The organism is Xanthomonas sp. DAR 80977, assembly GCF_041240605.1.
In the GTDB taxonomy this organism is placed as follows: domain Bacteria; phylum Pseudomonadota; class Gammaproteobacteria; order Xanthomonadales; family Xanthomonadaceae; genus Xanthomonas_A; species Xanthomonas_A bundabergensis.
The window spans coordinates 1,490,055-1,508,551 of record NZ_CP162487.1 but is presented as its reverse complement, the minus strand read 5'-3'; the positions used below and the strand labels follow the sequence as shown (position 1 = coordinate 1,508,551).

At 70.3% G+C, this 18,497-nt stretch carries 13 protein-coding genes; 4 read left to right on the top strand and 9 right to left on the bottom strand.

Annotation, left to right across the window (positions count from 1 at the left end; translation table 11 throughout):
- Positions 1–23 precede the first annotated feature (23 nt).
- From AB3X10_RS06350 to pilG, 4 genes are read right to left on the bottom strand one after another with little or no spacing between them, the layout of a single operon-like run.
- Entirely contained in the window at positions 24–2,060 is a 2,037-nt protein-coding gene (locus AB3X10_RS06350) for a methyl-accepting chemotaxis protein (RefSeq protein WP_369980020.1), read from the bottom strand.
- 40 nt (positions 2,061–2,100) lie between these two features.
- Positions 2,101–2,631, bottom strand: a complete 531-nt coding sequence (locus AB3X10_RS06345) for a chemotaxis protein CheW (protein WP_145702161.1) — start codon at positions 2,629–2,631, stop codon at positions 2,101–2,103.
- A gap of 1 nt (position 2,632) precedes the next feature.
- Positions 2,633–2,995, bottom strand: coding sequence for a response regulator (locus AB3X10_RS06340; RefSeq protein WP_145702163.1), 363 nt, complete (start codon positions 2,993–2,995; stop codon positions 2,633–2,635).
- Positions 2,996–3,012: 17 nt separating this feature from the next.
- Positions 3,013–3,414 (bottom strand): twitching motility response regulator PilG, encoded by a 402-nt coding sequence (gene pilG, locus AB3X10_RS06335; RefSeq protein WP_003472648.1) that lies wholly within the window; start codon positions 3,412–3,414, stop codon positions 3,013–3,015.
- A 243-nt stretch (positions 3,415–3,657) separates the two neighbouring features.
- On the opposite strand from pilG, the gene gshB reads away from it, so the two are divergent.
- From gshB to AB3X10_RS06320, 3 genes are all read left to right on the top strand, one after another.
- Positions 3,658–4,608 (top strand): glutathione synthase, encoded by a 951-nt coding sequence (gene gshB, locus AB3X10_RS06330; RefSeq protein WP_369980017.1) that lies wholly within the window; start codon positions 3,658–3,660, stop codon positions 4,606–4,608.
- Positions 4,605–5,486, top strand: a complete 882-nt coding sequence (locus tag AB3X10_RS06325; protein WP_369980016.1) for an energy transducer TonB family protein — start codon at positions 4,605–4,607, stop codon at positions 5,484–5,486. Before gshB ends, AB3X10_RS06325 begins: the two co-directional genes overlap by 4 nt.
- Positions 5,487–6,157: 671 nt before the next feature.
- Positions 6,158–9,154 (top strand): TonB-dependent receptor, encoded by a 2,997-nt coding sequence (locus AB3X10_RS06320; protein WP_369980014.1) that lies wholly within the window; start codon positions 6,158–6,160, stop codon positions 9,152–9,154.
- Between the two features lie 57 nt (positions 9,155–9,211).
- On the opposite strand, the gene AB3X10_RS06315 is transcribed toward AB3X10_RS06320, so the two are convergent.
- The 5 genes from AB3X10_RS06315 to mrcB all read right to left on the bottom strand — a co-directional run bounded on the left by AB3X10_RS06315 (position 9,212) and on the right by mrcB (position 16,098).
- Entirely contained in the window at positions 9,212–10,129 is a 918-nt protein-coding gene (locus AB3X10_RS06315; RefSeq protein WP_369980012.1) for an ADP-ribosylglycohydrolase family protein, read from the bottom strand.
- Positions 10,126–10,827, bottom strand: a complete 702-nt coding sequence (tsaB, locus tag AB3X10_RS06310; protein WP_369980010.1) for a tRNA (adenosine(37)-N6)-threonylcarbamoyltransferase complex dimerization subunit type 1 TsaB — start codon at positions 10,825–10,827, stop codon at positions 10,126–10,128. Before tsaB ends, AB3X10_RS06315 begins: the two co-directional genes overlap by 4 nt.
- A gap of 107 nt (positions 10,828–10,934) precedes the next feature.
- Entirely contained in the window at positions 10,935–12,953 is a 2,019-nt protein-coding gene (locus tag AB3X10_RS06305; RefSeq protein ID WP_369980009.1) for an ATP-dependent DNA helicase, read from the bottom strand.
- Between the two features lie 165 nt (positions 12,954–13,118).
- Complete coding sequence (locus tag AB3X10_RS06300; protein WP_369980007.1) at positions 13,119–13,643, bottom strand: tetratricopeptide repeat protein; 525 nt, start codon at positions 13,641–13,643, stop codon at positions 13,119–13,121.
- 16 nt (positions 13,644–13,659) lie between these two features.
- The gene (gene mrcB, locus AB3X10_RS06295; protein WP_369980005.1) at positions 13,660–16,098 is read right to left on the bottom strand and encodes a penicillin-binding protein 1B; all 2,439 of its coding nucleotides are present in this window, start codon (positions 16,096–16,098) and stop codon (positions 13,660–13,662) included.
- A 93-nt stretch (positions 16,099–16,191) separates the two neighbouring features.
- Between mrcB and AB3X10_RS06290 the strand changes: the two genes are divergently transcribed.
- Positions 16,192–18,288, top strand: a complete 2,097-nt coding sequence (locus AB3X10_RS06290; protein WP_369980004.1) for a glycosyltransferase — start codon at positions 16,192–16,194, stop codon at positions 18,286–18,288.
- Positions 18,289–18,497: the final 209 nt, after the last annotated feature.

Genomic DNA, 18,497 nt, shown 5'->3' with positions numbered 1-18,497 from the left:
CCTTCCACCCTGTTCCGATCCGCTCACGCCGGCAGCTTGAAGTCGGCGACCGAGCGCCGCAGGTCCGCTGCCAGTTGCGCCAGCCGCCCGATCGAGTCGGCGGTCTGGCCGGCGCCTTGCGAGGTCTGTCCGGTGATGCGACGGATCACGTCCATCGTCTGGGTGATGTCCGTCGCCGCCGCGGACTGCTGGTGCGCGGCGATGGAGATGTTCTTGATGAGGTTGTTGAGCGCGTTGGAGACGCGTTCGATCTCGGTCAGCGCGGTGCCGGCGTCCTCGGCCAGGCGCGCGCCGGACACCACTTCGGAGGTGGTCTGCTCCATCGAGCTGACCGCTTCGTTGGTATCGGCCTGAATGGTCTGCACCAGGCCCTCGATCCGGCGCGTGGCGCCGGAGGTGCGTTCGGCCAGGCGCTGCACTTCGTCGGCGACCAGCGCGAAACCGCGGCCGGCCTCGCCCGCCGAGGCGGCCTGCACCGCGGCGTTGAGCGCCAGGATGTTGGTCTGCTCGGAAATGTCGTTGATCAGTTCGACGATCGAGCCGATCTCCTGGGTCGATTCGCCCAGGCGCTTGATGCGCTTGGAGGTTTCCTGGATCTGGTCGCGGATCTGGTCCATGCCCTGGATGGTCTCGCGGACCACGCCGGCGCCCTCGGCGGCGATCACCACCGAGCGCTGCGCCACCTCGGCCGACTCGCTGGAGTTGCGCGAGACCTGTTCGATGCTGGCGGCGATTTCGTTGATGCGCTCGGACGCCGAGCCGATCTGCTCGGCCTGGTGGCCGGCGGCCTCGGCCAGCTGCAGCGCGGTGGCCTGGGTCTCCTCGGTGGAGATGGCGACCTTGGCCGAGGTGTCGTTGATCGTGGTGACCAGGTGGCGCAGTTCGTCGACCGCGTAGTTGATCGCGTCGGCGATGGCGCCGGTCATGTCCTCGGTGACCGAGGCCTTGACGGTCAGGTCGCCTTCGCCGAGCGAGCTGATTTCGTCGAGCAGGCGCATGATCGCCTGCTGGTTGCGGCTGTTGTATTCGACCTGGGTCTGGTAGCGGATTTCCTGGTCGCGGGTGCGGCTGCGCACCGAGGTCCAGACGAAGCCGATGATCGACAGCAGCGCCAGCAGGCCGGACACCACGCCCAGCCAGAAGTTCGGGAACAGGCGGGTGTCGCGGGTGGAACCGAATGCGGAGAACGCGTCGAACAGCTTCTTGCTGTCGTCGAGCATCTGGTCCGAGCCGGCGGTCAGCGCCGCGGCCGAGGACTGCGCGGCGAACAGGCTGCGCGAGCTGGCCAGCAACGCGTCCAGGTCCTTCTTCATTTCCGCCCACTGCGCCTGCGACTGCTCCAGCGCGGCCAGCGCGGCGGCGTTGCGCACCGGCGCGATGCCCAGTTCCTCGTTGCCGTTGCGCAGGCCCTCGAGCATCTGCCCGAACACCACCGAGTCGCGCGCCAGCGCATCGCCGGCGCTGGCCGCGCCGCTGCCGCCGGCGCGCATCTCGGTGACGCGGCGGGCCATGGTGCCGGCCACCACCACCTGCTGCAGGGTGTTGTAGATCTGTGCGGCGGGGGCGCCGCCGACGGTCATCGCGCGCACCACCTCGTTGAGCTGCGCCTGCAGCTGCGGCACGCCGCCGACGAAGCGCTCGGCGTTGCCGGCCAGCGCCAGCACCGCCGGTTCGCTGTCCACCACCTGCTGCGCGTTCTTGCCCAGCGGGGTCCAGGTGCGGTTGAGCTGGGCCAGCGGGCCGGCGATGCCGGTCTCGTTGGCGTAGCGCGCGTTGAGTCCGGCGACGGTGGTCTCCACCCGCGCCTTGGTCTGCTTGAATTCCTTGTACGTGGCCGCGTTGCCGGAAACCGCGTCGCGCGCCTGGTTGGCGAGCTGCTGCGACAGCACCTGCAGGTCGGCCGCGCCGGTGCTGGCGCCGGCCAGGCGATTGCCCTGCCAGGTGGCCACGCCGGTGTTGGCGCCGAACACGATCAGCGACAGCGCCAGCAGGCCCAGCCAGAAACTCGTCCCCACACTGCCAAGCTTGCTCGCCTTGGGGGCGTCCGGTGCAGTACTCATGATTCGACCTCGATCTTCGATGCGAAGGCAGGCCGCGCGCTCAGGCGGCGGCTTGACGGAATTCGGGTGTGCGCGACAGCAGCGACAGCGAGAACACGCCCCAGTCGTGGGTGTCGCCGCGGAACGCGCGGTCCACGAAGTGCGCGTAGCGGCCCTGCGCCAGGTCGCCGGGTTCCACCGCCTGCGACTCGGTGAAGCTGCGCTGGCCGAACAGCTCGTCGATGGTCAGCGCCACGTCGCCGCCGCTCTGGCGCATGATCAGCACGCGCTGGCCTTCCAGCAGCGAGGTGCGCTGGCCTTCCATGAACTGTTTCAGGTCGACCACCGGGAACAGGTTGCCGCGCAGGTTGCCCACGCCCAGCAGCCACGGCTGCGCGCCCGGCACCGGGGTGATCGGCGGCATGCGCACGATTTCCACCACCTCGCGGAAGTCGGAGACCAGGTGGCGGTTGCCGACGCGGAAGCCGACCCCGCGCCAGATGTTCTCGTCGAACTCGCGCTCGGGCATCTGCACCGCGTGCGCCAGGCTGCGCCGCTCGTAGGCCTCGAGGATGTCGAAGGGCGAACGCACGTCAGCCGACCAATTGGTTGATGCGGGCGATCAGGTCGTCTTCGCGCGGCGGCTTGACGATGTAGTCGGTGGCGCCCTGGCGCATGCCCCAGACCTTGTCGGTCTCCATGCTCTTGGTGCTGATGATCAGCACCGGGATGTGCCGGGTGGCCTCGTCGCGCGACAGCGCGCGGGTGGCCTGGAAGCCGCTCATTCCCGGCAGCACCACGTCCATCAGCACCAGGCTGGGCGCCTGCTCGCGCACGAGCTTCAGCCCGTCCTCGGCGTTGTCGGTGGCGAGCACCTCGTGGCCGGCTTTTTCCAGCCACTGCGTGAACACCGCCCGGTCGGTCGGTGAGTCCTCGATCAACAAGATTCGAGCCATGGTGCCTTTCCCCCTGGTCAGGCGTTGACGTATGTACGGATCGCGCCCAGCAGTTCTTCGCGTGTGAAGGGTTTGGTGAGGTACTGCTCGGACCCGACGATGCGGCCGCGCGCCTTGTCGAACAGGCCGTCCTTGGAGGACAGCATGATCACCGGCGTCGCCTTGAACAGCTGGTTGCCCTTGATCAGCGCGCAGGTCTGATAGCCGTCCAGCCGCGGCATCATGATGTCCACGAAGATGATCTGCGGCTGCTGGTCGGCGATCTTGGCCAGGGCCTCGAAGCCGTCGGTGGCGGTGACCACCTCGCACCCCTCGCGCTTCAACAGCGTTTCGGCGGTGCGGCGGATCGTCTTCGAGTCATCGATCACCATGACCCTCAGTCCTGCGAGTTCCCCACCCGCAGTCGTGTTTTCACTCATTCACTTGCCCCCAGGCGCGCGACGCTTCATCGGATCCGACGTCGCTGCGAAACGACATGTATCCCAAGACCCGCTCAGACTGTCAAGGCCGTCGCCACGGCTCTGCTTCGGATCACTTTCTAGCGCTAACTATGTCACAGTTTGATTGCCGGCGCCGGGTGCCGCGCGGCCCCGTGCCGGCGCCGCTGCGCACCCCTGCCGCCGACCCGCTACCATCTTCCGCTCAGCCCCCCAGGTACCGCCATGTCGTTCGATGTCATCGTGGTGATGGATCCCATCGCCAGCATCAAGATTGCCAAAGACACTACCTTCGCCATGTTGCTGGAAGCGCAGCGTCGCGGGCACCGTTTGCACTATGTGCGGCCCGGCGGACTGTCGCTGCGCGACGGCGCCGCGCTGGCGCAGGTGGCGCCGCTGCAGGTACGCGACGACACCGCCGGCTGGTTCGAGCTGGGCGCGTTCGCCGAGCTGGCGTTCGGCCCCGGCCAGGTGGTGCTGATGCGCAAGGACCCGCCGTTCGATTCGGAGTTCCTGTACGACACCCACGTGCTGAGCGTGGCCCAGCGCGCCGGCGCGCAGGTGGTCAACGACCCGCAGGGCCTGCGCGACTTCAACGAGAAGCTGGCCGCGCTGCTGTTCCCGCAGTGCTGCCCGCCGACCCTGGTCGGCCGCGACGCGGCCGCACTGAAGGCGTTCGTGCTCGAGCACGGCCAGGCGGTGCTGAAACCGCTGGACGGGATGGGCGGGCGCTCGATCTTCCGCAGCGGCAACGGCGACCCCAACCTCAACGTGATCCTGGAGACGCTGACCGACGGCGGCCGCAAGCTGGCCCTGGCGCAGCGCTTCATTCCCGACATCAGCGCCGGCGACAAGCGCATCCTGCTGGTCGATGGCGTGCCGGTGGACTACTGCCTGGCGCGGATTCCGCAGGGCGACGAATTCCGCGGCAACCTGGCCGCCGGCGGCCGCGGCGAAGGCCGCCCGCTGAGCGAGCGCGACCGCTGGATCGCCGGCCAGGTCGGCCCGGAAATGAAACGGCGCGGCATGCGCTTCGTCGGCCTGGACGTGATCGGCGACTACCTGACCGAGGTCAACGTGACCAGCCCCACCTGCGTGCGCGAACTGGACGCGCAGTTCGGGCTGAACATCGCCGGGCTGCTGTTCGACGCGATCGAGGCCTACCCGGCACGATGAGCGCGGCCGCCGCGACGCCCGCGCCGCGCATCGGCGAGCGCGAACGGCTCAGCGCCACCCTGGTGCTGTCGCTGATCGTGCACGGCCTGCTGATCCTGGGGGTCGGCTTCGCGATCGACGACGACGCGCCGCTGGTGCCGACCCTGGACGTGATCTTCAGCCAGACCAGCACCCCGCTGACGCCGAAGCAGGCCGACTTCCTGGCCCAGGCCAACCAGCAGGGCGGCGGCGACCACGACAGACCGCAGCGCCCGCGCGACAGCCAGCCCGGGGTGGTGCCGCAGCAGCGCGACGGCCTGGCGCCGCAGGCGCTGCGCGCGCAGACCGCGGCGGCGGCGCCGGAGCCGACCCCGCGCGTGGTCAGCAGCGCGCGCGGCGAACAGCCGCAGCCGGCGCCGCAGACCCAGCCGCGCACCGACGCGCCCACCCAACCGGTGGACGCGCAGCGCGAGCAGCGCGACGCGGAGATGGCGCGCCTGGCCGCCGAGGTGCACCTGCGCTCGGAGCAGTACGCCAAGCGGCCGAACCGCAAGTTCGTCTCCGCCAGCACCCGCGAATACGCCTACGCCAATTATCTGCGCGCCTGGGTCGACCGCGCCGAGCGCGTCGGCAACCTCAACTACCCCGACGAGGCGCGCCGGCAGCGGCTGGGCGGCCAGGTGGTGATCAGCGTCGGCGTGCGCCGCGACGGCAGCGTCGAGAGCAGCCGCATCCTGCGCTCCAGCGGCGTGCCGATGCTCGACGCCGCGGCCATGCGGGTGGTGCAGCTGGCGCAGCCGTTCCCGCCGCTGCCGCATACCGACGACAACATCGACATCCTGCAGGTGACCCGCACCTGGGTGTTCCTGCCCGGCGGCACCCTGCGCGACGACCGCTGAGCCGCGCGCCGCGGCCGAAGCCTGGCAGCCCCTCTCCCACCGGGGAGAGGCTGGGGTGAGGGTGCGTCCAGCAAGGATCGCCTGACGGCACCGAACGTTCCGAGGCTTCGCCCGTCCCCTCATCCGCCCCTGCGGGGCACCTTCTCCCGATGGGAGAAGGAACTGCCGGCTAGCCCCTCTCCCACCGGGAAAGGGGTTGGGGCGAGGGTACGGCCGGCATGGATCGCCTGACGGCACCGAACGTTCCGAGACTTCGCCCGTCCCCTCCTCCGCGCCTTCGGGGCACCTTCTCCCGATGGGAGAAGGAACTGCCGGCTAGCCCCTCTCCCATCGGGAGAGGGGTTGGGGTGAGGGTACGGCCGGCACGGATCGCCTGACGGCACCGAACGTTCCGAGACTTCGCCCGTCCCCTCATCCGCCCCTTCAGGGCACCGTCTCCGGCAAGAAGAAGGATTTGCCGGCTTGCACCGCGTGGCGGCGCGTGCGCGCCCATGGCAACGACCGAGATAACGATTGGTGTCGCCGACATAACGATGCGGTATTTCTGAATAGGCGTCACATTAAGGTTAATGGGGGCGGGGAACGTTACCGCGCACCGCATCACCAAGGACGAGTGGATCGGAGGCCGGCGCGGCGTGTCCCTGCCCCCACCACCCGAGCCGTCTCCTCACATGAAAAAGAACCACCTTCTCCGCAGGCCCGCCTTGCTCGCGCTGGCGCTGAGCGCCGCACTCGCCGCGCCGTCCGCCCTGGCCCAGTCCACCACCGGCGCCGTCGCCGGCCAGGCGCCGCTCAACGCGCAACGCGTGCTGGTGCGCAGCGACAGCGGCCTCAGCCGCGAAGTCGCGGTCGATGCGCGCGGCCGCTTCAGCATCGGCCAACTGCCGCTGGGGACCTACACCATCATCGCCAAGGGCGCCGACGACAGCGTGCTCGGCAGCCGCGAGGGCGTGGGCCTCACCGTCGGCGCGGTCACCGACGTGTCCTTCGCCGCGGTCACCAGCCTGACCGGGGTCACCGTCAGCGCCGACCGCGCTGCCGCGGCGATCGACGTGAGCAGCGTGGACTCGCGCACCGTGATCGATGCCGAACAGCTGCAGCGCCTGCCGCTGGGACGCTCGGCGGAGGCGATCGCGCAGCTGGCGCCAGGCGTGGCCGGCAACAGCGGCAGCGGCACCTACATCGGTCCGACCGGCGCGCAGCTGCTCAGCTTCGGCGGCTCCTCGGCCGCGGAGAACGCCTATTACATCAACGGCTTCAACACCACCGACCCGTTGCGCGGACTGGGCGGACTGACCCTGCCCTACGGCAGCATCGACCAGTTGGAGGTCTACACCGGCGGCTACAGCGCCAAGTACGGCCGCTCCGATGGCGGCGTGATCAATGCGGTCGGCAAGCGCGGCAGCAACGAATGGCATTTCGGCGGCCAGGCCACATGGGAACCCGATGGCCTGCGCTCCTCGCAGAAGGACGTGTACGCGCCCGGCAACGGCGCGCTGTACCGGCCGGACAGCAAGAGCGGTTCGACGCTCAGCACCCAGAGCCTCTATGCGGGCGGCCCGCTCATCCAGGACAAGCTGTTCTTCTTCGGCTCCTACGAACTGCAGCGCCAGGATGGCGACAGGTTCTATGGTGCGCGCGAAACCACCCCGGGCGAGTACTACTACGACTACCACTACCGCCGGCCGAGCTGGTACGCCAAGCTCGACTGGAACATCAGCGACAACCAGCTGTTGGAGATCACCGGCGCCTCCAGCCGCTACATCACCCGTGGCAAGTACTACGACTACAGCGGCTACGACATCGGCGACCTGCGCGGCGACGCCAACACCACCAAGACCGGCGGCGACCTGTGGACCGCCAAGTACACCGGCTACCTCACCGACCGCCTGACCTTCAGCGCCCAGTACGGCAAGCAGCGCACCGACGACTACACCGGCAACCCCACCTACAACGGCGCGCTGACCTATCTCAGCGGCACCTCGTTCCAGAACCCGGCCTACACCGGCGGCACCCCGATCACCAACGCGCAGACCACCTCGCTGCTGGTCGATCCCGACCGCGGCAACCGCACGGACAACCTGCGGCTGGACCTGAACTACGTCATCGGCGAGCACAGCATCACCGTCGGCATCGACAACCAGAACGCACGCGCGCTCAACCGCGGCTCGGTGGCCTCGGGCGACGGCTATTACTGGATCTATGGCCAGTCCAACCCGAGCGTGCCGATCAACACCGGCCTCGGCGTGCCGGCCACCGGTGGCTACGCCAACGGCGAAGACGGCTACTACGTGCGCCGGTACGTCTACAGCGCGCTGGCCTCGGTGCGCGCGGCGCAGCGCGCACAGTACATCGAGGACAACTGGCAGATCAGCGACCGCTTCCTGCTCAGCCTCGGCCTGCGCCTGGACCAGTTCACCAACTACAACCGCGACGGCGACGCGTACATCAAGCAGACCAGCGGGCAGTGGGCGCCGCGCCTGGGCTTCAGCTGGGACGTCGACGGCGATGCGCGCTTCAAGGTCTACGGCAACGCCGGACGCTACTACCTGGCGCTGCCGCTGAATCCGGCCTTCAATGCCGCCGGCGCGACCCTGGCGACCTCGACCTACTACACCTACGGCGGCATCGACGCCAACGGCTACCCCACCGACCTGACCCAGATCTCCGGCGCAGTCTCCTCCAACAACAACTACGGCATCCTGCCCGACCCCAAGACCGTGGCCACGCAGGGCATCAAGCCCTCGTTCCAGGACGAGTTCATCCTCGGCTTCACCAAGGCCTGGGGCGACAGCTGGGTCTACGGCGCCAAGGGCACCTACCGCGTGCTGCGCAGCGGCGTGGACGACTACTGCGACAGCGACACGGTGTTCGCCGCGGCAGCCGCGCAAGGACATACGGTGACGCTGGACAGCAATCCGGTCAGCTGCTGGCTGATCAATCCGGGCAAGTCCAACACCTTCACCCTGGTGGATACCTCGGGCAACTACGTCAGCGTGCCGCTGACCAATGCCCAGCTCGGCTTCCCCAAGTTCAAGCGCAACTACTACGGGCTCAATCTGTCGCTGGAGCACCCGTTCGACCAGCGCTGGTACGGCCGCTTCGACTACACCTGGTCGCGCAGCTACGGCACCACCGAAGGCCAGCTGCTGTCGGGCATCGGCCAGACCGCGGTGTCCACCACCCAGGCCTGGGACTTCGCGCAGCTGATGGAACACACCAACGGCCCGCAGAGCAACGACCATACCCATCAGTTCAAGTTCTACGGCTACTACCAGTTCACCCCCGAATGGCTGGTGTCGGCCAATCTCAAGCTGGTGTCCGGCACGCCGTTCAGCGCGCTGGGTTCCTACGGCGCCGACCAGAGCGACCCGTCCGGCTACGGCATCGCCTACCACTACTACCAGGGCGAAGCGGCGCCTCCGGGCAGCCAGGGCCGGCTGCCGTGGCTGAAGCAGCTCGACCTGGGCGTGTCGTGGCGGCCGGCGTACGCCGACCACAAGCTGGCCTTCAACCTGGACGTGTTCAACGTCTTCAACGGCCAGGCCACACTGTGGAAGTACCCGTATTCGGAAACCGACCCGGGCAACAGCGACCCGGTGTATGGCGCGGCGTTCCTGAGCCAGGCGCCGCGCTCGCTGCGGCTGAGCGTCAGCTACGACTACTGACCGCCGCTGCGGTCTTCGCGGGCGCCGACCAGGGACGGTCGGCCGGCCTGCCCACCTTCACCCGGCGACGCTGGCCGCATGCAGGCGATCGGCCAGCGCGACGATGTCCGCCGCATCCTGCACCCGTGCACGCCAGGCGGCGGGAATGCCGTCGATGCCGTAGAAGGCACCGGCCAGCTGTCCGCAGATCGCCGCGGTGGTATCGGCATCGTCGCCGAGATTGGCCGCGCGCAGCACCGCGTCGGCGAAGCAATCGGTGCTGGCAAAACACCACAGCGCCGCCGACAGCGCATCGACCACGTAGCCGGTGCCGCGGATCTGCGTCGCCGGCACCGCAGCGTGGTCGCGGACGGCCAGCGCGCGCAGCGCCGGCGTGTCCAGGGCCAGGCCGGGCGCCTGCAGCACCTGCGCGCGATCGCCGCCGAGCAGGGCCGCGCGCAACTGCGACGCGAACAGCCGGCAGGCATCCAGCGCCTCGGCGGCGGCATGCGTGGTGCGCGAACTGTCCGCCGCGCGCTCGGCCAGCACGTCGGGGCGATGCGCGTAATACATCGCCACCGGCGCCAGCCGCATCAGCGAGCCGTTGCCGGCCGCGCGCGGATCGTCGCTGCCGCTGAAAGCCGGGCCGCCATCCAGATAGCGCTCCAGCGCCTGGCGCACGGTGTTGCCGATGTCGAAACACGTGCCCGTGCTGCTGAGGTAGCCGTGGCGATACCAGTTGCAGTAGCGGTTCATCTGGTCCGTGGCGTCGAAGCCCTCGCGGTACAGCAGGCTGTGCGCCAGGCACAAGGCCATCGAGGTGTCGTCGGTCCACTGCCCGGGGCGCAGGTCGAACGGACCGCCACCGACCATGTCGTCGATCGGGGCGAAGCTGCCGGGCGCCTTGAATTCCAGGGTTGTCCCGAGCGCATCGCCGACCGCCAGGCCCAGCAGGCAACCGCGGAAGCGTGCGCGCTCGGTCCCGGCCGCCGTCATCGTGCGGCCCGCTGCGCCTGCTGCTCGGCCAGGGTCAGGGCGACGTTGTCGCGCAGGTAGGCCGGTTCGGCGCGTTCCGGCGCGATCGCTTCGCCGCGCGCATGGGCCGCCAATGCCAGGGTCAGCACGTCGGCGGCATGCGGCAAGGCCTGCGCATCGACGCTGCGCAACTGCGCGCCCAGGCGCCGCTGCAGCGCGTTGTCGAGCGCCGCCAGCCCGGTGCCGACGCCATGCCAGGGCGCATCCGTCTGCGGCAGCACGAACGCGTCCGGGACCAGCACCTGCTCGGGCGTCAGCGCATGCAATCCCTCGGCATCGCGCACGAAGGCCGCCGCGTAGATCTCGCCCATGCGCGCATCGATGGTTGCCAGCACCTGCGGCGCCTCGGCCGGCGCGCGCAGGGCCAGCGCGTGCAGGGTGGAGACCGGCAGCACCGGCAGGTCCAGCGCCAGGGCGATGCCCTGCGCCAGCGCGATCGCCAGGCGCACGCCGGTGAACGCGCCGGGGCCGCGCCCGAACGCGATCGCATCGAGCTGGCTGCGGGCGATACCGGCCTCGGCCAGCAACTGCTCGGCCCACGGCAGCGCCAGCTCGGCATGCCGCCGCGGCGCGAGTTCGAACCGCTCGCGCACCGCGCCATCGACATGCACGGCGACGGACAGGGCTTCTGTGGCGGTTTCGAAGGCGAGAATTTTCATTGGGGGCCGGGACTGGGGACTCGGGACTGGGGACCCGGAAAGGCGCAAAGCCTAGCATCCATGGCTCAACGCCCGGGACAAGAAGCGCAGCGCCACGTGGCAGGCGGTCAGCGACCGAGATCGTCAGGCCACGCTTCGTGCGCCTGCGCTTCTTCGAGTCCCGAGTCCCCAGTCCCGGGTCCCGACGCAAAAAACGCCCGCACGTCCTCCACATCGCGGGTGCGCGCGAACGGCGGCAGCGACTCCAGGAAGGTGCGGCCGTAGGACTTGGACAGCAGGCGCGGATCGCACAGCACCAGCACGCCGCGGTCGCTCTCGCTGCGGATCAGCCGGCCCACGCCCTGCTTGAGTGCGATCACCGCCTGCGGCAGCTGTTCGTCGCGGAACGGGTTGCCGCCGTCGCGGCGGATCGCGTCCAGCCGCGCCTCGAACACCGGGTCGTCCGGCGCGGCGAACGGCAGCTTGTCGATCACCACCACGCTCAGCGCATCGCCGACCACGTCCACGCCCTCGCGGAAACTGGCCGAGCCGAGCAGCACGCCGTTGCCGGACTCGCGGAAGCGCTGCAGCAGGGTCGCGCGCGGCGCCTCGCCCTGCACGAACAGCGGCCACGGCCCGTCGCGCAGCGCCTCGGCCGCCTCGCGCAAGGCGCGGTGCGAGGCGAACAGCAGGAAGGCGCGGCCCTGCGAGGCCTGCAGCACCGGATGCAGCGCGGCGATCAGCGCGGTGCCGAAGCCGCGCGCGTTCGGGTCCGGCAACGCCGGCAGATAGCACAGCGCCTGCCGCGCCCAGTCGAACGGACTGGGCTGCAGCAGGGTCATCGGATCGCTCAGCCCCAGGCGGGTGGCGATGTGCTCGAAATCGCCCTTCACCGCCAGCGTCGCCGAGGTGAACACCCACGCCGCGTGCGACTTCTCGCGGTGCATGCGCAGCGGGCCGGACACGTCCAGCGGCGTGCGCTGGCAGCGGAAGCCGCGCGCGCTCAGTTCGTACCACAGCACGTCGTTGGACGGCGGCGCCGGCTCGGCGTCGAAATCGGGGATCGGCGCATCGTCGCCGAGCCAGTGGCCCAGGCGCGTGCGCATGTCCTGCGCGCGCGCGGCGCAGGCGTCGAAGCCGGGCGAGGCGTCGCGCAGCGCCGCCAGGCTGTCCTGCAGGCGCGCCAGTTCCGCCAGCAGCGCATCGAAGCCGTCGCGCACCTGCGGCTTGGCCAGCAGCCGCCATTGGGTGCCGCGGGTGGGCAACCCTTCCATGGCCGCGCGCAGTTCGCGCAAGGCCTGCTCCAGCGCCTGCACCGGCGCCTGCAGGCTGGCCAGCGCGCCGGCGACGTGGCGGCTCTCGGCCAGGCAATCGCGCGCCAGTTCCTGCAGCGGCCGCATGCCGAAGCTCTCGCCGAAGAAGTTCGCCGCCAGTTCCGGCAACTGGTGCGCCTCGTCGATGACGAAGGCCTGCGCACCGGGCAGGATCTCGCCGAAGCCCTCCTGCTTCAGCGCCAGGTCGGCCAGCAGCAGATGGTGGTTGACCACCACCACGTCGGCGGCCTGCGCGCGCTGCCGCGCCTGCACCACGAAGCACTCGCCCCAGAACGGGCACTCGGTACCGAGGCAGTTGTCCATGGTCGAGGTGACCATCGGCAGCAGCGGCGAATCGTCGGGCAGCGCGTCCAGCTCGGCGATGTCGCCGAAGCGGGTGCGTCCGCCCCAGGCGACGATGCGCTGGAACTGCGCGATCTGCTCGCGCGAGGTGAAGCGCGGCTCGCCCTTGGCCTGCTCCAGCCGGTACTTGCACAGGTAGTTGGCGCGGCCCTTCAGCAGTGCGCTGTTCAGGCCAACACCCAGCGCCGCGCGCACCCGCGGCAGGTCGCGGTGGTAGAGCTGGTCCTGCAGCGCGCGGGTGCCGGTGGAGACGATGGTCTTCAGCCCCGACAGCAGCGCCGGGACCAGGTACGCATAGGTCTTGCCGGTGCCGGTGCCGGCCTCGGCGAGCAGCACGTCGCGCTGCTCGAACGCCTCGGCGATCGCCGCGGTCAGCCGCAGCTGCGCCGCGCGCGGCACGAACGCATCGAGCTGGCGGGCAAGCGCACCGCCTTCGCTCAGGGCTTCGGTGCTGGCGTGGCTGAGGGACATGGAGGGCCGGGATTGGGGATTCGGGATTCGGGATTCGCAAAAGCGGCACGTCGGTTTCGCTATTTAGTGCGCCCACCGACGCGGCGATATCGGCCTGCCACAAACAACCGAACAACCGTCGCTTCTACCAATCCCGAATCCCCAATCTCCAATCCCGGCTCCCGATCAATACCGCTTGATCCCCGCCACCGTGCAGCCCTCGATATGCGCATGCGCGGACGCCGCGTTCTCCTTCTGCCCGCGCGCCAGCCGCGACTGCTCGATCGTCGCCCAGTGGCGCCGGCACAGCGGGCCGGTCTGCGAACCCAGGTCGATGGCGCGCTTGGCGAAGGCCTCGGCCTGCGCATCGTCCTTCAGCAGCAAGGCCACTTCGGCGCGGTCCTGCAGCAGCGCCGGGTCTTCCGGCACCAGTTGCAGGGCCTGGTCCAGCGCCGCCGCCGCGCCGGCCAGGTCGCCGGCCGCGCGCTTGCGCTTGGCGCTGTCGCGCAGATCCTCGACCTGCGGATCGCGCAGCGGCTGCACGCTCAGTTCGGTGTCGTCGGCGCCGCCGCTGGCCTCGATCGCGGCCAGCCGCTGCGCCGGGGTGGTGGTGTCCACCGGCGGCGGCGGGGGCGGCGGCGGCGCGCTGACGCAGGAGGCCAGCAGCAGGCTGAGCGCGGCGATGGCGAGGGCGGGGCTAGGTCGGGTCATGGCAGGCATCCGTGGATCATTGCGCCGGGGGAGTGGACGCCGCGTCGGCAGGCGGCGTTTCTTTCTTCTTGTCCAGGCCGAACCAGCTGCGCCAGCCGCCGCCCTGGCTCTCGCCCTCGGCAGGCTGCCCTTCCTCGGGCAGCGCCTGCGGCGGCGCGCACGGCGCGTACGCCGGGGCGAAACCGACCACGAACGGGAACTGCCGCGCGCCGGGACAGCTGGCGTCGGTGCTGTTGCTGCCGGCCGGGTCCATCCACTGCCAGTCGATGCCCTTGCCCTGCACCTTCAGCGGCGAACTCGGCAGCCGCGCGAAGATGCCCGACCACACCCGCATCGCGCCGGTGGCGCCGTACAGGCCGGTCTGCTTGTTCTGGTCGTTGCCGATCCAGATCACCGCCAGATGATCGCCGGTGTAGCCGGCATACCAGCTGTCCACGCCATCGTTGCTGGTGCCGGTCTTGCCGGCCGGGGACAGCCTGCCCAGGCCGTCGCCGAGCAGCTGCCGCGCGGTGCCGTTGCTGACCACCTGCTGCAGCGCCAGCCCGACCAGGTTGGCCGCGACCGAATCGCCTTCCTGCGCCGGCGCCGGGGCCTTGTCGTAGCGCTTGAGCAGCTTGCCCTGCGGGTCGAGCACGCCGCGCACCGCGTGCAGCGGCTGGATCTCGCCGCCGGAGGCGAGGAACTGGTACAGCTGGGTCATCGCGTACGGACTCTGGTCGGTCGCGCCCAGGATCAGCGAGGGATTGTTCTCGGCCTCGAGCCCGGCCAGCACCTTGATCAGCTGCGCCACCCGCTCCGGCCCGACCTGCATGCCGATCCGCACCGTGGCCTGGTTGTACGAATGCGCCAGCGCATCGACCAGGCGCACCGTGCCGTGGCTGCGGTTGTCGGAATTGCCCGGGGTCCAGCGCTTGCCGCGGCTGAGCTGCACCGTCACCGGCGAATCGTCGACCCAGCTGGCCAGCGAATAGTGGTCCGGCTGCGCCAGCGCCAGCAGGTACACGAACGGCTTGAGCAGCGAGCCGACCTGGCGCTGCGCCTCGATCGCGCGGTTGAAGCCGGGCTGCGACACGTCGCGACTGCCGACCACCGCCAGCACGTCGCCGTTGTGGGTGTCGGTCAGCACCAGCCCGGCCTGCAGCGGCGGCCGCTTCTTGTTGGTCTCCAGCGCGGTGAGGGTGCGGGTCACCGCGCCCTCGGCATAGGCCTGCGCCGACGGCGACATGCCGGTCAGCACGCTCAGCCCGGCGCCCTGCAGCGCGCTTTCCGGGTAGTCGCGCGCCAGCTGGCGGCGCACCAGGTCCACATAGGCCGGAAAGCGGTTGGCCGCGACCAGGCCCGGATTGGCCGGCACCCCCAACGGCGCGGACAGCGCCTTGCGGTAGGTGGGCTCGTCGATCAGCTCGCTCTCGCGCAGCTTGCCGAGCACGAAGTTGCGCCGGTCCAGCGCGCGCTCGGGGAAGCGTCGCGGATCGTAGTAGGACGGCCCCTTGACCAGGCCGATCAGCAGCGCCACCTGTTCCGGCGGCAGCGAATCCAGCTCGCGCCCGAACCAGAACTCCGCGCCCGAGGCCACGCCGTGGATCGCCTGGCTGCCGCGCTGGCCCAGGTACACCTGGTTCAGATAGGCCTCCAGGATGGTGCGCTTGTCGTAGCGCGCCTCCATGATCAGCGCGTAGAGGATCTCGTTGAACTTGCGGGTGAGGGTCTGTTCCTTGCCGATGCCGAGCAGGCCGCTGCGCGCCAGCTGCTGGGTCAGGGTGCTGGCGCCCTGCCGGCTCTTGCCGCCGGAACGCACCATCACCCACGCCGCGCGCACCATGCCGCTGAGGTCGATGCCGTGGTGGTAGTTGAAGTCGCGGTCTTCCACCGCCTGCAGGCCGGTGACCAGCAGCTCGGGCACTTCGTCCACCCGCACCAGCCGCCGCTCTTCCTGCTTCTGCCCGTACAAGGTGGCGATGCGCGCCGGATCCAGCCGTGCGGCATTCAGCGACTTGCGCGTCTGCGCATCGCGCAGCGCCGCCACGCGGCCGCCGGACAGGCTCACTTCCACCCGCCTGGGCGCGACCCGGCCATCCACGTCGACGTAGCCGCGGCTGGCGATGACGAAGCGGCTGCCGTCCTGCTGGTAGGTGCCGGGGCGTTGCGCGCCGGCGTCCTCGCGGTAGCTGGCCGCGTCCAGCTCGGTCTTCAGCGTCTGCGCGTCCATCGCCGTGTCCGGCGCCAGCCCCAGCGGGCGGGCGTAGACCCGGGTCGGAATCTGCCAGCGCAGCTCGCCGAAGCGCTGCGTCACCTGCTTGTTCAGATAGACCGTGTACGGGATCAGGAAGCCCAGGCCCAGCGCGGCCGCGGCCAGGCCCCAGGTGAGCAGGCGCCGGCGCCAGGGCGAGGCGCCGCTGTCGAGATCGTCGGTGTCCTGATCGTCGGTGTCGTTGTCGTCGTAGCGTCGTGGCACGGGGATGCGAGAATGTAAATTCCGGCGAGTCTAGCGCAGGCCAGCAGGCAGCGCGGCGCGGGAGCCCCTTTGTTTCAGCTGGAGTTGCAACGGATGTCGATGTCCTGGGCGAACGCACGCTACGCCCTGAACCGCTTGAGCGGCCTGCTCCGGCGCGGCCTGGCCAGCCTGCGCACGCGCGGCTGGCGCAGCACCTGGCAGCGGCTGCGCGTGCACGCGCAACCGCTGCCGCCGCCGCGGCGCACGCTGTTCGCGGTGGCGCCGCAGCCGTTCGCCGCCTTCGCCGTGCCGGCCAGCGACGCGCCACAGGCGAGCATCGTGATCCCGGTCTACAACCACGTCGCGCACACCCTCGCCTGCCTGCGCGCGCTGGCCGCGCACCCGCCGGCGACGGCCTGCGAGATCCTGGTGATCGACGACGGCAGCAGCGACCAGACCGCGCAATGGCTGCCGCAGATCCAGGGCCTGCATTACCACGTCCGGGCGCAGAACGGCGGCTTCATCGCCACCTGCAACGACGGCGCGGCGCGCGCGCGCGGACGCTACCTGGTGTTCCTCAACAACGACACGGTGCCGCAACCGGGCTGGCTGGACGCGCTGCTGGACACCTTCGCGCAGGTGCCGCAGGCCGGGCTGGTCACCGCCCAATTGCTGTATCCGGACGGGCGCCTGCAGGAAGCCGGCGGCGTGGTCTTCGCCGACGGCAGCGCCTGGAGCTACGGCCGCTTCGAATCGCCGGACGACCCGCGCTACGCCTACCTGCGCGACATCGACTACGGCGCCGGTGCGGCGCTGGCGATCGAGCGCGAACGTTTCCTGGCGCTGGGCGGCTTCGACACGCGCTACATGCCGGCCTACTACGAAGACACCGATCTGGCCTTCGCGGTGCGCAACGCCGGACTGCGCACGCTGCTGCAACCGGCCAGCCAGGTGGTGCACGACGAGGGCACCAGCAACGGCACCGACACCAGCACCGGCATCAAGGCCTACCAGGTGCGCAACCGCGGCGTGTTCGCGGCCAAGTGGGCCGGCGTGCTGGCGCGGCAGTTGCCGCCGGGCACCACGCCGACCCCGGCGCAGCTGCACCGGCAACAGCGCCAGGTGCTGATCGTCGACGAAGCGCTGCCGCAGCCGGACCGCGACTCGGCCTCGCTGCGCCAGCTCAACCTGATCCGCCTGCTGCTGCAGGAAGGCGCGCACGTGGTGTTCGTGCCAAGCGGCCGCGAGTACGCCAGCCGCCACAGCGAGGCGCTGCAGCGGCTCGGCGTGGAGGTGTGGTATGCGCCCTACCTGAAGAGCGTAAGCGGCTTCCTGCAGCAGCACGGCGCGCGCTTCCACGCGGTGCTGCTGGTGCGCCACCACGTCGCCCACGCCTGCCTGCCGCTGCTGCGCCGCTACGCGCCGCAGGCGCGGCGGCTGTTCGATACCGTGGACCTGCACTACCTGCGCGAGCGCCGCGGCGCCGAACTGGCCGGCGACGCGCGCCTGCTGCGCGAGGCCGAGCGCACCCGTGCGCGCGAGCTGGAGGTGATGGCCCAGGTCGATGTCACCGTGCTGGTCAGCGACGTCGAACGCGAGCAACTGCAACGCGAAGCGCCGCAGGTGCGCACCGCGCTGATCTCCAACCTGCACGAGGTCGCGGGGCCGGGCCGGCCATGGGCGCAGCGCCGCGACCTGGTGTTCGTCGGCGGCTTCCGCCACGCGCCCAACGTGGATGCGGTGCGCTGGTTCCTGCAGGAGGTGTTCCCGCCGCTGCGCGCGCTGCTGCCAACGCTGCGCTTCCACTGCATCGGCGCCGATCTGCCGGACGACATCCGCCGCCTCGGCGAGGCCACGCCCGGGGTGGAGTTGCTCGGGCACGTGCCGGACATCGTCGCCTACATGGAGGAGATGCGCATCGCGGTGGCGCCGCTGCGCTTCGGCGCCGGGGTCAAGGGCAAGGTCAACCTGAGCATGGCGCACGGCCAGCCGGTGGTGGCCACGCCGTGCGCGGTGGAAGGCATGCACCTGCGCCACGGCGAGGATGTGCTGATCGCCGACAGCGCGCCGCAGTTCGTCGCGGCGCTGGCGCAGCTGTACACCGACGAGGCGCTGTGGAACACCCTGGCCGGCAACGGCCTGCGCAACATCGCCACCCACTTCTCGCTGGACGCGGCGCGCGCCACGGTGCGCCAGGTGTTTCTGGATTAGGGCGGCTGCGACCCGTGGACGCCCGGCATGGGCGGACATAAGCGGCTCTGGCCGGCGTCGAGCCATCGACCCGATGCGCCACCGGTAAAGCGTCGCGGCTGAAGCCGCTCCTACAGTGCACCCGGCAAGCGCGCGGAAAGCTCCTGCAGGAACGGCTTCAGCCGCGACAAACGAAGTCGGACACCACGACGGTTTCGGCCATCGTCGGG